This is a genomic window from Actinomadura formosensis NBRC 14204 (genome assembly GCF_001552155.1).
GTDB classification, from domain to species: Bacteria; Actinomycetota; Actinomycetes; order Streptosporangiales; family Streptosporangiaceae; genus Spirillospora; species Spirillospora formosensis.
The window spans coordinates 1-14851 of sequence record NZ_BCQQ01000154.1; the positions used below are offsets into that span (position 1 = coordinate 1).

Genomic DNA, 14851 nt, shown 5'->3' on the forward strand with positions numbered 1-14851 from the left:
GTACCCGCGCCGGGTGTCGGCATCGGGAACGGCTTCGGTGCCGTCGCGCTCGGCAATCACATCACGGATGCGTTTACCGAACGTGGCGACCTTTCCGGCCGAGAAACCCTGCTCCACCATGCCCAGCAGAATGTCCTCGGCCGCCCGGCAGTCGGTGTCGTCCAGCCGGGCGATCGCATCGGCGATGGTCGCGGCGTATCCGAAGGACAGGTCACCGGTGGCCCAGCGGTCCGACACCTCCGCAAGACGGTGCCGTTGCCGTGCCAACGTCAGCCGCTCCTTGGCGCGGGCCTCGCGCATCCCAAGCCGGGAGCGCAACCAGCTGCGGGTGGAGGGATAACCCCACCGTTGCACTTCCCGGCCGGCGTCAACGACACCGATGAATCCGGCAAGAGCGGCCTCTTGCATGTCGCCACCGGCGGCGAGGGTCTCGGCGAGTTCCATGCAGGCCGCCGGAGATTCCGGCGGAGTGCGGCGAGCGAGCTCGGCCGCAATCGCCGACGCGGCGTTCACCAATTCCATGGTGGACGCCTTCGCCAGGTCGACCGCAACCGCTTCCACACCCCCATTTTATCCACCCACCCCCACCCGAGCATTCCAAATAAGGCTTGAATATTGTCACCACAAAGACACACCAAAACTTGACGACATCCAACAAAACGGCAAATAAGAAAATTCGGACACCGGTCACCACTTCGATAACCACGGACTCGACAGCAGACGAGTAACGACCACCCCGGCGATCAGGACATCAGGTCGTTAACGAGAGGCGCAATGACACCGGTCATTCAACGGTTCTTGGCTGGCGGTGGGGGCGGCGCGTCGGGCAGGGGGCAGGCGGAGCCTGCCCGACGAAAAGCTGCACCAGGGGCCGCAGAGGCTCCGAAGTCAAGGGTGGGACGAAGTCCCATCGCGAAGCGACGCCGAAGGCGCCCTTGACTTTGGAGGGGCGGCCCCGTACGCAGCGCCGCCCCCACCGCACGACAACGAATATGCCTTGCACGACCAAGCCCACAGCCCCAGACGAAGCCAAAAAAGAAAAGCTCCCCCATCAATCCGACCGTATCGCCACCCCAAAAGACAACACCGTCTCATGACCACCACCTTGCGCACCTACGACAACGGAGCCGTCCAGCCAGAAGAAATTGATCCAATATTGCATGGCCAGACAAGCGAAAATCACACATGCGATCTACACCCCGGTAAGCGAGCCGCGACACGAGATCAAGGCGACGGCGGTGAACGGGCACCGGATCGGGGGACGCCCGGCTCGGCCGCCGCCAGCCCCGGCAGAGGCATCCGGCCTCGTAGACGCGACGACCACCGGATGGCCGGTCGGCCGCCCGGTGGTCGCCTCACCGGACGGTGCGGCGCGGCGGTGTCAGCAGGTGCCGAGCATCGAGGTGAGGGCGCTCTTCTCGGCGCTGTCGACGGTGAGGCCGTAGTACCACTTCACCTGGATCCACGCTCGGGCGTAGGTGCAGCGGAACGCGCTGCGCGGCGGCTGCCACTCCGCGGGGTCCTTGTCGCTCTTGGCCTGGTTGACGTTGTCGGTGACGGCCCACAGTTCGGGGCCGCCGAGGTCGTTGGCGTACGCCTGGCGGCGGGACGTCGTCCAGGCCCAGGCCCCGGACGCCCACGCCTCTGCGAGCGGCACCATGTGGTCGATGTCCAGGTCGGACGCGGCGGTCCAGGTGGCGCCGTCGTAGGGCGAGTACCAGCGGCCGGACGTCGGGTAGCAGGAGGAGTCGGTGACGACGTTCGTGCCGTCCCGTTTGAGCACGGTCTCCCGGGTGTTGCACGTCCCGGAGATGGTGATCCAGTGCGGGAACAGTGTCCGATCGTAGGTGCTGGCGTGCGATTCGGCGGCGACGGTGAGTTCGGCCAGGCGGCTCGCGGCCGTGGCGGCGGACGGGATGTTGGGCGGGGTGGCGGACGCCGGCACGTCCAGGACGGCGATCAGCGCCGCGCTCAAGACGGCCGGGAGCAGGAACCGCAACAGACGTCGCATCGGGGGGAGCCCTTCCGCGACCGTTCCGGCCAGGGCGGGGGGCGCCCCGAGGGGGGACCGGAAACGGCGACACTGCGACGGTGACATTTACGGCAAACATGGATAAATATCACGCTTTGCCCAGATAGGGACCCGCCGTTGGTCGGATGCTGCCGTACGTCCCGCCCCTCATCCCCCGCGACCTGCGACGTCATTGCCGGTAATGCGGCGGATATCGCCGGCGGCGCGGCGGAGGAAAAAGCGCGCACCGGTCTCGCGCCCATCAGCAGACACGAGACCGGTTCTGCCGGTCAGACGAACCCTCAGCCTGCCGGCCAGGCGAAACAGCCTCGGCCTGCCGGCCAGGCGAAACAGCCTCGGCCTGCCGACCAGGCGAAACCCTCGGCCTGCCGGTCAGGCGAAGCGGACCCGGCCCGCGGAGATGACCGTCTTTCCGTCCACCGCCGCTTCGAAAAGGGTCGCCTCGGTGTCTTTCCAGGTGTCGATCTGCAAGGCATCACCAGGGAACACAGGGGCGGCGAAGCGTCCTTCCAGTTCGGCCAAGTCCGCTGGGTGCGCACCCAGAGACGACGCCAAGGGGAGGGTCATCGCCGCCAGGGTGCACAGGCCGTGCATGATGGGGCGCGGCATTCCGGCCGTCTTCGCCGCCTCCGGGTCTATGTGCAGGTGATGGCGATCGCCCAGAAGGCGGTAAAGAGCCGCCTGATTGGGGGCCGTCCGGACGGCCAGTGAGCCGGTCGGGGACGTTTCGGGACGCCGACGGGCGGAGGCGCCCCGGTCACCGCCGAAACCACCGCGGCCGGGGGCGAACAGCGACCAGGTCGCTTCGAAGTATTCGCTTTCCACCGCCACGTCGAAGACCGCCGCCGAGCCCTTGTCCCAGACTTCGGCCACCCGGGCCTTCATCTCCACCGAGCCTGAGCGCGGGAGGGGTTTCAGGACGCGGAGACGCTGAGTTCCGTGGACGGCCGTCCGGATGTCGAACGCGCCGGCCGAGCCGAGAGCGTCCGGGGCCCACTGGGCGAGGGTCAACGCGAACGTGGGAAGGACGCGAAGGCGCTCCTCGAAGACCAGGTCCAGGTCGGAGGCGTCCGCGCCCACCGCGAGCGCGTAAAGGATGGGACGCGTCTCGTCGTAGGTGACGGTCTTGGTGCCGAGCTCCCGGCCGCGCCATTCCCCCGTGCTCCCCATGGAGGGGCCGCCCACCGGCTCGCTCCGCCCGCTCACGCGTCCGCTCCCAGGATCAGGCCGCTGGTGGGGACGCCCGTCCCGGCGGTGACCAGCACGTTGTGGACGTCACCCGGCTGGTTCACCGAGGTGCCGCGGATCAGGCGGACGCCCTCCGCGATGCCGTTCATCCCGTGGATGTACGCCTCGCCGAGTTGCCCGCCGTGGGTGTTGAACGGGAGCCGCCCGCCCAGTTCGAGGTTGCCGTCCGCGACGAAATCCTTGCCTTCACCCTTCGGGCAGAAGCCCAGCTCTTCGAGCTGTGGCAGCACCAGAGGCGTGAAGTGGTCATAGAGGATGGCGGCCTGGACGTCGCCCGGCGTCAGGCGTGACTGCGCGTAGAGCTGCCGTCCCACCAGCCCCATTTCGGGGATGCCGGTGATTTCGGAGCGGTAGTAGCTCGTCATCATGTGCTGGTCGTTGCCGGACCCCTGCGCCGCCCCCCAGATCAGCGCCGGAGGATGCGGCAGGTCGCGGGCCCGGTCGGCGGAGACGACGACGAGCGCCTGCCCGCCGTCGCTCTCCTGGCAGCAGTCCAGCAGCCGGAGCGGCTCGGCGATCCAGCGGGACGCCTGATGGTCCTCCAGCGTGATCGGACGCCCGTAGAACCACGCGGCGGGGTTCTTCGCGGCGTGCGCCCGGTCGATGACGGCGATGCGGCCGAAGTCCTCGCTCGTCGCGCCGTATTCGTGCATGTAGCGGCGGGCGAACATGGCGACCCACTGGGCGGGGGTCGACAGCCCGAACGGGGTCATCCACGAGTACGCGGCGCGGTCCGCGCTGACGTCGACGGGCCGGTCCGCCTGGCCGAGGCCGTACCGGGTCCCGGACCGCTCGTTGAACGCGCGGTAGCAGACGACGACGTCGGCGACGCCGGTCGCGACGGCCATCGCGGCCTGCTGGACGGTGCCGCAGGCCGCGCCGCCGCCGTGCCCGATGCGGGAGAAGAACTTCAGCTCGCCGATGCCGAGGTTCCGCGCGATGTGGATCTCGGAGCTGGTGTCGGCGGTGAACGTCACCATCCCGTCCACGTCGGACGGCTGGAGCCCGGCGTCGGTGATGGCGGCGAGCACCGCCTCGCAGGCGAGCCGCAGTTCGCTGCGGCCGGACTCCTTGGAGAACTCGGTGGCGCCGATCCCGGCGATCGCCGCCGCCCCCGGCAGGACGCTCATGCCGCGCTCCCCTGTGCTCGTTCGGCGGGCAGTTGGACCACGACCGTGCCGGTGACGTGCGGCCCGATCCGGTTCACGCCGCGCACGGCGATCTCGACCCGGCCGCCGGACCGCTTGCCGGTGACGGTGCCGGTCAGGACCATCGTGTCGCCCGGGTAGTTGGGCGCGCCGAGCCGGATCTTGATGGCCTTCACGACGGCGGCGGGCCCGGCCCAGCTCGTCACGTACCGGTCGACGAGGCCGTTGGTCGTCAGGATGTTCATGAAGACGTCCTTGGAGCCGCGTTCGACCGCGAGCGACGGATCGTGGTGGACGTCCTGGTAGTCGCGGCTCGCGATCGCGGTCGCGACGATCATCGTGCGGGTCAGCGGGATGCTCAGCTCGGGGAGCTCCTCCCCCACCGCCACGTCCTCGTACCGCCGGTTCACAGGGCGGCCCCCAGCAGGTCGAGGTCGAACGACGCGCCGCCGAGCGTCCCGGAGATCTGCTTGCCCCACAGGAAGTGGCGGTGCACCGGGTAGTCGACGTCCACGCCGATGCCGCCGTGCAGGTGCTGGACGCGGTGGACGACGTTCAGCCCGCCCTCGTCCGCCCACCATTTGGCGACCAGGACGGCGGTCTCGGCGTCCTCCCCCGCGGCGATCAGGGAGACCGCGTGCCAGAGGCAGACGCGCAGCGCGTCGATCTCGATGTAGCAGTCGGCGAGCTGGTGCTGCGCGGCCTGGAAGGTGGCGAGCGGACGGCCGAACTGCTCGCGTCCGGCCAGGTAGTCGGCGGCCATGCGCAGCGCGCCGTCGGCCACGCCGACCTGGAGCGCGGCCAGCGAGACGCGGACCGCCCGCAGCACCGATTCCAGCGCACCGGGGCCGAGTGCCTGCGCCGGCGCGCCGTCGAGGGTGAGGTGCCCGGCGACGTCCCGGCCGGTGGTCTCGGCGCGCTCCCAGGACCCGGCGGACGTCTCGACCAGGAACAGGCCGGGACCCTGCGGGGACGACGCCGAGACGAGCACGTGACTCGTCCCGAACGGCGTGGGCACGACGGCCTTCGTCCCGGTCAGCAGCCACCCGTCGCCGTCGCGGACGGCCGCGCACCGCGGCGCCGCCGGATCGGACGGCCCGAACTCCTCCAGCGCGACCGTCAGCCGCGCGGCCCCGTCCAGAACGGAGGGCAGCACCTCCTGCCGCACCGCCGGCCCGTGCGAGGCGAGCGCCAGGGCCGCGACGACGGCCGGCCAGATCGGGACGGGTGCGACGGTGCGCCCCTGCTCCTCCAGCAGGACGGCCAGCCCGGCGATCCCGAGCCCGGCCCCGCCGGCGGATTCGGGCGGCGCGACACCGAGCAGGCCCGTTTCGCCCAGTTCCGCCCACAGGCTCTCGTCGAAGCCCCGCTCGGACTCCTCCGCGGCCTTGATCCGCGCCTGGGTGGCCCGGTCGGTGAAGATCTGCCGGGCCAGGTCCCGGACGGCCTCCAGTTCCTCGCCGAGGGTGAAGTCCATCAGCGCTCCTTAGCGTCAGCGTCGGCCGGACGGAACGCCGGCAGGGACAGGTCGGGGTCCGGGTCGATCCAGTCGAGGACGACGGGCATGCCGATCTGCACGTCCGCGGGCTCGACCCCGGTCAGGTTCGTGATCAGCCGGGTGCCCTCGGTCAGCTCGACCACCGCGATGACCAGCGGGTAGCCGAACGCCGGGTGGCGGGGGTGGTGCGCGACGACGTAGCTGTAGACGTGGCCTTCGCCCTTCGCCTCGACGGTGTCCCATGCGAACGAGCCGCACTGCGGGCAGCAGGGGCCGGGCGGGTGCCGCAGCGACTTGCAGTCGGCGCAGCGCTGGATGACGAGCCGGTGCTCGCGCGCGGCCTCGAACCAGAACGCGTTGTCGTGATTGATCGCGGGCCGGGGCCGCAGCGGCCTCGCCTCCGCCTCCTCGCCCTCCGGCTTCCCGGCGGGCTTCCCAGCGGGCTCCTGGGCGGGCTTCTCGGCGGGACGGAAGCGCAGCAGCCGCCACCGCTGCGTCGCGACGACCTCGCCCGCCGCATCCCGGTAGGTCCGGACGGTGGTGATGAAGCGTCCCGCGCCGAGCCCGGTCTTCTTCTCCGGGGAGATCGCCTCGACGACCTCCTCGACGCTGACGCGGTCGCCCGGCACCAGCTCGCGCTCGAACTCGAACTCCGAGTCGGTGGCGACGACGGAGGTGTACCCGCCCTCGGCGAGCAGTCCGGTCAGCTCGTCCATCCCGGTCGGCTCCCCGTCCGGGCGGACGGACGCCGCGTATCCGCGCATCGTCCATGCCTGCGCCATCGACGCGGGCGCGACGACGCCGTCCCGCCCGGCCTCCCGGGCGGCCGACTCGTCCAGGTAGATCGGGTTGTCGTCCGCCATGGCCTCGACCCAGTGCCGGATCATGGGGACGTTCACCGGGTCCTGCCCGAAGCGCCGGGTCAGCAGTTCCCGCCCGACCCACGCCTGGAGCCTGTCCTCGTACTCACCGGAGTGCGCACCGGAACCGTGATCGCTCATGACCGCCTCGACCTCGGCAGACCCAGCCCCTGGACGGCGACCATGTCGCGCAGCACCTCGTTGACGCCGCCGCCGAACGTGTTGACGATGCCCTGCCGGGACAGTTGCTCGATCTGCCCGTGCAGCACCGCGCCCGGCGATTCGGGCCGGATCCGCCCGGCCGCCCCGAGGATGCCGGTCAGCGTCCGCTGGACGTAGATGTGCGTCTCCGTCCCGTACGCCTTGGCGGCCCCGGCCTGCGCGCCCGTCAGCGTCCCGGCCTCGACCGCCATGGTCATCTTCCAGTTCATCAGCCGCATCGCCTCAAGCCTGGCGTGCGTGCGGGCGAGGTCGGCGCGCACCCAGGGCAGGTCGAGCGCGCCGTTCTCGCGGGCCCAGTCCCGGACGTCCTCCCACAGCCGGATCATCCGGCCGCCGAGCGCGGCGAGCCCGATGCGCTCGTGGTTGAGCTGCGTGGTGATCAGGTTCCAGCCGCCGTCGACGTCCCCGACGACCGACGACGCGGGCACCCGGACGCCGTTGTAGTACGTCGCCGTGACGACCATCCCGCCGACCGTCGGGATCGGGCTCCAGGAGAACCCCTCCGCGTCCGTCGGGACGATCAGGATCGAGATGCCCTTGTGCTTCGGCGCGTCCGGGTTCGTGCGGGCCGCGAGCCAGATGTGGTCGGCGGTGTTGGCTCCGCTGGTGAAGACCTTGCTGCCGTCGATGACGAAGTGGTCGCCGTCCCGGACGGCCTTGGTCCGCAGCGAGGCGAGGTCGGTGCCGGCGTCGGGCTCGGTGTAGCCGATCGCGAAGACGACGTCGCCGGACAGGATGCCGGGAAGGTACTTCTTCTTCTGCTCGTCCGTCCCGAACCGCATCAGCGTCGGGCCGACCGTGTTGACGGTGACGAACGGGAACGGCAGCCCGGCCCGCTGCACCTCGTCGAAGAACACGTACTGCTCGGCGACCGACCTGCCCTGCCCGCCGTACTCCTCCGGCCAGCCGTAGCCGAGCCAGCCGTCGTTGCCGAGCATCTTGACGATCTCGCGGAACTGGTCGCCGCCCACGCCCTGCTCGCCGGCCCGGCGCCGCACGTCCTCGGGCAGCAGGCCCGCGAAGTACGCCCTCAGTTCCGCGCGCAGCTCGCGGTGCGCGTCGGACTCACGCAGATCCATACCTGCCCTTTCGTGAACTCACGGGAGAAACTCACGGGAGGAAACGGCGGCGGCCGGCGGCGATGAACTCCGCGCGCAGCGCCGCCTTGTCCGCCTCGGTCATCAGGACGTATTCGGGCGCCCCCGCCCCTTTGACCGCGCGCCCGGCCCACCGGAACACGGGATCGGTGGTGCGCCAGCCGTCGAGCTGCAGTTCCTTCTTCTTCAGCTTGCCCGAGCCGGTCGTCGGCAGCGCGTGCGAGACCCGCACGAACCGCGGCGCGCCCTTGGTGCCGAGGTCGTCCTGGACGGCGAGGAACGCCGCGAAGTCCAGGTCCTCGAACGCGACGCCGGGCGGGATCTCGATCGCGGCCATCACCTGGTCGCCGGAGCGCGGGTCGGGGACGCCGAACGCGACCGCGTCCACGATCTTCGGGTGGCGGCGGACGACGTTCTGGGTGAGCAGCGCGGAGATGTTCTCCGAGTCGACCCGGATCCAGTCGCCGGACCGCCCGCCGAAGTACAGGAACCCGGCCTGGTCGATGTAGCCGAGGTCGCCCGTCCAGTACCAGCCGTGCCGCACCCGCTCGGCGTCCGCCTCGGGGTTGTTGTAGTAGCCCTCGAACCTGGCGGCGCCGTGCACGTCGACGATCTCGCCGACGGCGGCCTCGGCGTTGGTGACGCGGCCGTGCTCGTCCAGGATCGCGGGCGCGCAGGTCTCCAGCGTCTCGGGGTTGACGATCCGGACGCCGTCGTGGGCGGGGCGCCCGAACGCGGTCGGCGGCGCGTCCGCCGCCCGCTTGATCATGCCTGCGCTCTCGCTGGAGCCGTAGCCCTCCATGAGCGTCGCACCGAAGCGGCGCAGAAACTCGGCCTTGTCCTCGGGGGACGCCTCCGTGCCGAACCCGTGCGTGAGCGTGTTGTCGCCGTCGTCCGGGCGCCGCGGCGTGGCGAGGATGTAGCCGATCGCCTTGCCGACGTAGTTGAAGAACGTCGCGCCGTAGAACCGGACGTCCGGCAGGAACCCGGAGGCGGAGAACCTGGGCGCCAGCACGACGGTCGCGCCGGCCGCGAGCGACGGCGCCCACAGCGCCATCAGCGCGTTGCCGTGGAACAGCGGCATCGAGCAGTAGCAGACGTCGTCGCGTTTGATGTCGTACTTGGCGCTGTTGTTGCGGCCGAGCTCGGCGAGCCTGCCCTGCGAGCAGCGCGCCGCCTTGGACGCGCCCGTCGTCCCGGACGTGAACAGCAGCAGCATCTGCGTCTCGGGGGTGACCGGCTCGCCGGCCGCGGGCTCGCAGGCGTGGGACGCGACGAGCGCCGGATAGCCGTCATCGTCGATGAGGAGGAAACGGTCGCGCGGGACGCCGATGTCGAGCCCGTCCAGGAGCTTCAGCCCGGCCCGGTCGGTGACGAGGAGCTGGAGGTCGGTGTGGCGGACCTCCTGCTCCAGGTAGGCGCCGGTCCGGGTCGAGTTGATGCCGACGATCGTGGCGCCGCTCAGCGCCGCCGCGCCCAGCCACAGGACGTACTCGGGGACGTTCTCCAGCAGCACGCCGATGTGGAACGGGCCGTCCCTGCGCAGCTCGCGGGCCAGTGCCCCGCGGGCCGCGCTCTCCCGGACGACCTCGTCCCACGTCCACGTCCGCTCGCGGCTGCGCAGCCCGGGACGGTCGTCGCCCAGCCTGGCCAGCAGCAGCGCCGCGATCGTCTCGTCACGCACTCGCGCTTCCCCAGGCCGGTTCGGTGGACAGGACGCAGTGGGTGCCGCCGTAGATCGCGGTCATGCACTTGTTGCAGTGGATGCACAGCGACCTGGTGTCCGGCTCGTCCTTGATCCGGTTGATGAGGTCGGGTTCGCGCAGCAGGGCGCGGGCCATCGCGACGAACTGGAAGCCCTCCGCCATGGCGGTGTCCATGCCGGCCCTGTCGGTGACGCCGCCGAGCAGGATCATCGGCAGCTTCACCGCGGCGCGGATCTGCCGGGCGTCCTTGAGCAGGTAGAGGTCCTCGTAGGGGTAGGACTTCAGGAAGTGCCTGCCGACGAGCTTGATCCCGAGCTTGGTCGGCTGCTTCATGACGGAGGCGAACTCGTGCAGCGGGGCTTCGCCCTTGAACAGGTACATGGGGTTGAGCAGGGAGCTGCCGGCGGTCATCTGGAGGGCGTCGACCGAGCCGTCGGCCTCCAGCCACCGCGCGACCTGGACGGCCTCGTCCAGCCAGAAGCCGCCGGGCACGCCGTCGTCCATGTTCAGCTTCGCGGTGATCGCGATGCGGTCGCCGACGGCGTCGCGGACGGCGCGGCCGATGTCGCGCGCCAGCCGGGCGCGGTTCTCCAGCGACCCGCCGTACTCGTCCTTGCGGTGGTTGACCTTCGGGCTGAGGAACGAGCTCGTCAGGTAGTTGTGCCCCATGTGGATCTCGACGGAGTCGAACCCGGCCTCGATCGCCATCCGGCCCGCCCGGCCGTGCGCCTCGACGACGCGCGCCAGGTCCGCGTGCGTGGCGGCCTTCGCGACGGTCTGCGTGGTCAGGTGGAAGTGGCGGCTGGGCGCGAGCGCGGGCAGCTTGTTGCTCTTGGGGTTGGCGACCGGACCGGCGTGCCCGATCTGCGCCTGGGCGGCCGCTCCTTCGGCGTGCACGGCGTCGGTCAGCTTGCGCAGGCCGGGCAGCGCCTCGTCCCGCCAGTGGATCTGCCTGCGGTCGGTGCGCCCCTCCGGCGCGACCGCGCAGTACGCCACGGTCGTCATCCCGACGCCGCCGCGCGCGTGCCGGACATGGAAGTCGATCAGCGCATCGGTGACCTGGCCGTCCTTGGTCAGCCCCTCGTACGTCGCCGCCTTGATGACGCGGTTGCGCAGCGTGACGGGCCCCAGCTTCGCCGGTGCGAGCACGTCGGGCTTCGGGTCGTTCATTCAGAGTCCTCCATCCGGACTAGACGTTAATCAGCGGGATGTCCGGGCACTCCGGACATCCCGCTGACCGGGAGCGTCGACCGCCGTGGCTATCCCCTGTCGCGCAGCGCGGCGGCGATCTGGTCGGCCTGCGCCTGCTGCTCGACGAGCTGGCGCAGCAGCCACAGCCGCAGGACGCGGGTGACGGCCGCGGCGAGGTACAGGGCCGCGCCGAGGACGGTCACCGCCAGGAACCCGACGGCGAGCGTCTGCAGCGAGCCCACGTCCCGCATGTCGTCCTTCGTGAGCGAGACGTTGTAGGCGATGAAGACACCGGCGACACCGGCGACCATCGCGACGATCCCGGCGATGCGGAGCACCCCGTCGTGGCGGGACTGGTCGGTCTTGAGCTTCTGGTTCGCCACGTCGTCCTTGAACCGCCGGCGTCGTTCCTCGGTGAGCATGCGGGGTCAACCTCCCAGGTAGTCGCTGGACAGCCGGTCTTCGATCTCGCCGGGCGGGCCGGCCGCCACCACGCGCCCGTGCAGCATCAGCGCGGCGGTGTCGGCGATCGGCAGGACGGCGCGGGCGAACTGCTCGGCGACCAGCACCGACAGGCCGCCCTCGACCAGCTCGGCGACCGTCTCGTACATCCGGGAGACGATCATGGGCGCGAGGCCCATGGACAGTTCGTCGAGCAGCAGCACCGCCGGATCGGTGCCGAGCGCGCGGGACAGCGCGAGCATCTGCTGCTCGCCGCCGGACATCGATCCGGCGAGCTGGTGGCGGCGCTCGTCGAGGATCGGGAAGCGGGCGTACGCCTTCTCCTCCAGGTCCTCCAGCCGGGCGCCGGTTCCGGTGGCGGCCCACAGGTTCTCCCGCACCGTCAGGTTGGGGAAGATCCCGCGGCCCTCGGGGATGGAGCACACGCCGAGGCGGGCCGCGTCCTGCGCCGAGATGCCGTTCACCTTGCGTCCCGCGAACCGCAGTTCCCCGCCGGTCGGCGGATGCAGGCCCGCGCAGACGCGCATCGTGGTGGACTTCCCGCCGCCGTTCGGGCCGAGCAGCGCCAGCAGCGAACCCGGTTTCAACGCCAGGTTCACGCCGTGCAGGACCTCGATGGCGCCATAGCCCGCGCGGACGTCCACCAGTTCGAGCAGCGGCACGGCGTCCTGCGCGGTGCCCCGCCCGGCGGTGTCGTCGCCCGCCGTGCGCGGCTCCGGAATCACCTCACTCATGTGACGCCTCCTCTGTGCCGATGTAGGCGGCGATGACCTCCGGGGAATCCTTGATCTCCGCCGGCGTGCCGGACGCTATGAGCGCGCCGTAGTCGAGCACGTGGATGGTGGAGCACAGCTTCATGACGAGCGGCAGATCATGCTCGACAAGGCAGATCGCGAGACCCTCGCCGGCGAGGCCCGCGAGCATCTCCGCGAACGCCTCTGTCTCGCGTTCGGTCTGGCCGGACGCGGGCTCGTCCAGCAGCAGGACGCGCGGTGAGGTCATCAGCGCACGCGCCACCTCCACGACGCGGGCCCGTCCGATGGGGATGTCGGACACATCGCGGCCGGCGATGTCGGTGAGCCCGGTCCGTTCGAGGATCTTGTCGGTCTCCTCGTCCAGGTCGAAGCGCTTGCGGGTCGAGCTGCGCAGGATGTCGCCCGCGACGCGGACGTTGTCGCGGACTGAGAGCGACAGGAACAGCTCCATCCGCTGGAACGTCCGCGCCATGCCGCGGCGCGCGCGCCTGGCCGGGGACAACTTGGTGATGTCGGCTCCGTCCAGCATCACTTGGCCGGACGCGGGCTTCTGCAAGCCGGTGATGGTGTTGAACATCGTCGTCTTGCCGGCGCCGTTAGGGCCGATCAGCCCGGTGATCTGCCCTTCGGTCATGGCGAGGCCGACATCGTTCACGGCGGTGTTGCCACCGAACCGGACGGTGATGCCCCGCGTTTCGAGCAGGGGGTCGCTTTCAGGCACGGGCCACCCCTCCCTTCTCAAGGGCCGGCAGGCCGAGTTCGCGGTCGAGCCGTGCGCGCAGTTCGTCGGTGTAGGGCTCGTCCACGCCGATCAGTTCCAGCGGCGCCGGACGGGCGCGCCGCTCCCCGTCCCCGCCCCGCTCCTCCAGGTACATGCGCCCGAAGACGGGGAGGAGCATGATCACCGACAGGGCGGCGAGCGCGAACGTCCAGGTCCCGATCACGCCGGTCAGCGCGAGGACGTACAGCACCGCGCCGAGCGCCCCCGCCCCGTACAGGACGGGTCCGGCGCCGCGGACCGCCCGGTAGCCCTCGATGAGGTCGTGCACGAAACCGCTCGGGTTCTTGCCGACGCCCATCCCGAGCAGCGCCGTGCTGACCACGATGAGGTGACCGAGCGTGGTGTAGACGGTGGCCATGCCCGCGTTCTCCAGCGCGAGGTCGTTGAACGTCGCCACCAGGACGGTCGCGCCGACGCCCGCCATCAGGCCGCCGAACAGGGCACCGCTGATGTAGCCGGTGCCCGCCACCACGACCAGCATCAGCAGGGACAGGCTGCCGACGAACGAGAAGTTCTCCTGCGCGACGGTGCCGGTCGCCGCCGACATCAGCACGCCGCCGAGTCCCGCGATCGCCGCGGAGATCATGAAGACGCTCAGCTTCAGCCGGACGAGGTTCTGCCCGAGCATCGCCGCCGCGGCCGGGCTGTCCTTCATCGCCGCGAGCCGCCGCCCGTATCCGCTGCCGCGCAGGGCGGCCAGCCCCACCGCGATCAGCACGAAGAGCACGGTCGCGGTCATCAGGGACGTCGTCCCGTCCCGCAGGTTGAGCGGGCCGATCCTGAGCGGCGGGACGACCAGCGACCCGCCGGGGAAGAGGGTGAACTTCATCCCGAACAGTTCGTGCTCGGTGGTGTCGCGCAGCACCATGTTCGACAGGAACTCGCCGAACGCCATCGTGGCGAGGGCCAGGTAGAGGCCGCGCAGCCGCAGCGCCGGCAGCGCGACCAGCCCGCCGATCAGCGCCGCCGCGGCCACCCCCAGCAGCACGCCCTGGATGCTCATGTAGGACGCGAGGCCGGTGCCCGCCACGCCGACGTGGAACGCGACCACGGTCGCGACCGCGCCGAACGCCAGCGGCGCGAGGTTCAGCTCGCCCGCGTAGCCGGTCAGCACGGTCAGCGACAGCGCGATGATCGCGAACGTCATGCCGAGCGCGAACGTGGTGACGGCGCCGTCCGACAGCAGCAGGCTGTACAGGTACACCACCGCGATCAGCACCGCGCCCCACACCGCCGCCGAGCGGACGGTCGGCACCCGGTACCGCTCGCGGGTCCGGATCGCGGCCCCGCGCAGCCGGTCCTGCGGCAGCACCACCAGCACCACGAACAGCACGATCATCGGCAGCGAGACGCGCAGGTTGCCGGTGAACGTGCCCGCCGACGGCAGGTAGGCGAGCACGTAGTTGGCGGCGAGGCCGAGGACCATCGCCCCGGCGAACGTGCGGGGGATGCTGCGCAGCCGGCCGAACATCGCCGCCGCGAACGCGTCGATCACCAGCAGGGTCAGCGCGTTCGCGTCCAGCCCGCCGCCGCTGATGGGCACGATCAGCACCCCGGCGAGGACGGCGAGCGTCGAGCCGAGCGCCCATGACAGCATCGCGGCGCGCTCGGGGTCGTGGCCGCTCAGGCGCAGCAGGTCGGGGTCGTCGACCGAGCCGCGCATCACCACGCCCGTCCGGCTGCGGGTGAACAGCACCCGCAGCCCGACGGCGATCGCCACGGCGGCGACCAGGCAGACGATCTCGTGGTACCGGACCACGACGCCCGCCACGGTGATCTTCGCGCCCGCACCGAAGAACATGTCCACGGTGTGGGCCTCGTCCGGGTTCCAGATCCACTGCGCCAGGTACA

The 14851-nt window shown here is 70.8% G+C and carries 14 protein-coding genes; all 14 read right to left on the minus strand.

The window, feature by feature from the left end:
* Positions 1-561, minus strand: a 561-nt coding sequence (locus tag AF1_RS28610) for a DUF222 domain-containing protein (protein WP_157419330.1), incomplete at its 3' end; no start/stop codon positions are given.
* Between the two features lie 820 nt (positions 562-1381).
* Positions 1382-2011 (minus strand): HNH endonuclease family protein, encoded by a 630-nt coding sequence (locus AF1_RS28615; RefSeq protein WP_067806180.1) that lies wholly within the window; start codon positions 2009-2011, stop codon positions 1382-1384.
* A gap of 393 nt (positions 2012-2404) precedes the next feature.
* Positions 2405-3238, minus strand: coding sequence for a MaoC/PaaZ C-terminal domain-containing protein (locus AF1_RS28620; RefSeq protein WP_242609000.1), 834 nt, complete (start codon positions 3236-3238; stop codon positions 2405-2407).
* Complete coding sequence (locus tag AF1_RS28625) at positions 3235-4410, minus strand: lipid-transfer protein (protein WP_067806183.1); 1176 nt, start codon at positions 4408-4410, stop codon at positions 3235-3237. Before AF1_RS28625 ends, AF1_RS28620 begins: the two co-directional genes overlap by 4 nt.
* Positions 4407-4811: a MaoC family dehydratase gene (locus tag AF1_RS28630; protein WP_242608999.1), complete on the minus strand. Its 405-nt coding sequence runs from the start codon at positions 4809-4811 to the stop codon at positions 4407-4409. The genes AF1_RS28625 and AF1_RS28630 overlap by 4 nt, the downstream gene beginning before the upstream one ends.
* Positions 4812-4834: 23 nt before the next feature.
* Positions 4835-5905 (minus strand): acyl-CoA dehydrogenase family protein, encoded by a 1071-nt coding sequence (locus tag AF1_RS28635; RefSeq protein WP_067806188.1) that lies wholly within the window; start codon positions 5903-5905, stop codon positions 4835-4837.
* On the minus strand, positions 5905-6927 hold the full coding sequence (locus AF1_RS28640; RefSeq protein ID WP_067806192.1) for a bifunctional MaoC family dehydratase N-terminal/OB-fold nucleic acid binding domain-containing protein: 1023 nt from the start codon (positions 6925-6927) through the stop codon (positions 5905-5907). Before AF1_RS28640 ends, AF1_RS28635 begins: the two co-directional genes overlap by 1 nt.
* Positions 6924-8087 (minus strand): acyl-CoA dehydrogenase family protein, encoded by a 1164-nt coding sequence (locus AF1_RS28645; RefSeq protein WP_067806195.1) that lies wholly within the window; start codon positions 8085-8087, stop codon positions 6924-6926. Before AF1_RS28645 ends, AF1_RS28640 begins: the two co-directional genes overlap by 4 nt.
* Positions 8088-8118: 31 nt before the next feature.
* Complete coding sequence (locus tag AF1_RS28650; RefSeq protein WP_067806197.1) at positions 8119-9789, minus strand: AMP-binding protein; 1671 nt, start codon at positions 9787-9789, stop codon at positions 8119-8121.
* Positions 9782-10981 carry an NADH:flavin oxidoreductase gene (locus AF1_RS28655; RefSeq protein WP_067806199.1) on the minus strand — a complete coding sequence of 400 codons (1200 nt, stop codon included), beginning with the start codon at positions 10979-10981 and terminating at the stop codon, positions 9782-9784. Before AF1_RS28655 ends, AF1_RS28650 begins: the two co-directional genes overlap by 8 nt.
* A gap of 89 nt (positions 10982-11070) precedes the next feature.
* Positions 11071-11424: a hypothetical protein gene (locus AF1_RS28660; RefSeq protein WP_067806202.1), complete on the minus strand. Its 354-nt coding sequence runs from the start codon at positions 11422-11424 to the stop codon at positions 11071-11073.
* Between the two features lie 6 nt (positions 11425-11430).
* Complete coding sequence (locus tag AF1_RS28665) at positions 11431-12198, minus strand: ABC transporter ATP-binding protein (RefSeq protein WP_242608998.1); 768 nt, start codon at positions 12196-12198, stop codon at positions 11431-11433.
* A complete protein-coding gene (locus tag AF1_RS28670; RefSeq protein WP_067806203.1) occupies positions 12191-12940 on the minus strand; it encodes an ABC transporter ATP-binding protein in 750 nt (249 codons plus the stop codon). The genes AF1_RS28665 and AF1_RS28670 overlap by 8 nt, the downstream gene beginning before the upstream one ends.
* A partial coding sequence (locus AF1_RS28675) for an ABC transporter permease (protein ID WP_067806205.1) occupies positions 12933-14851 on the minus strand: 1919 nt, incomplete at its 5' end. The genes AF1_RS28670 and AF1_RS28675, both read right to left, overlap by 8 nt.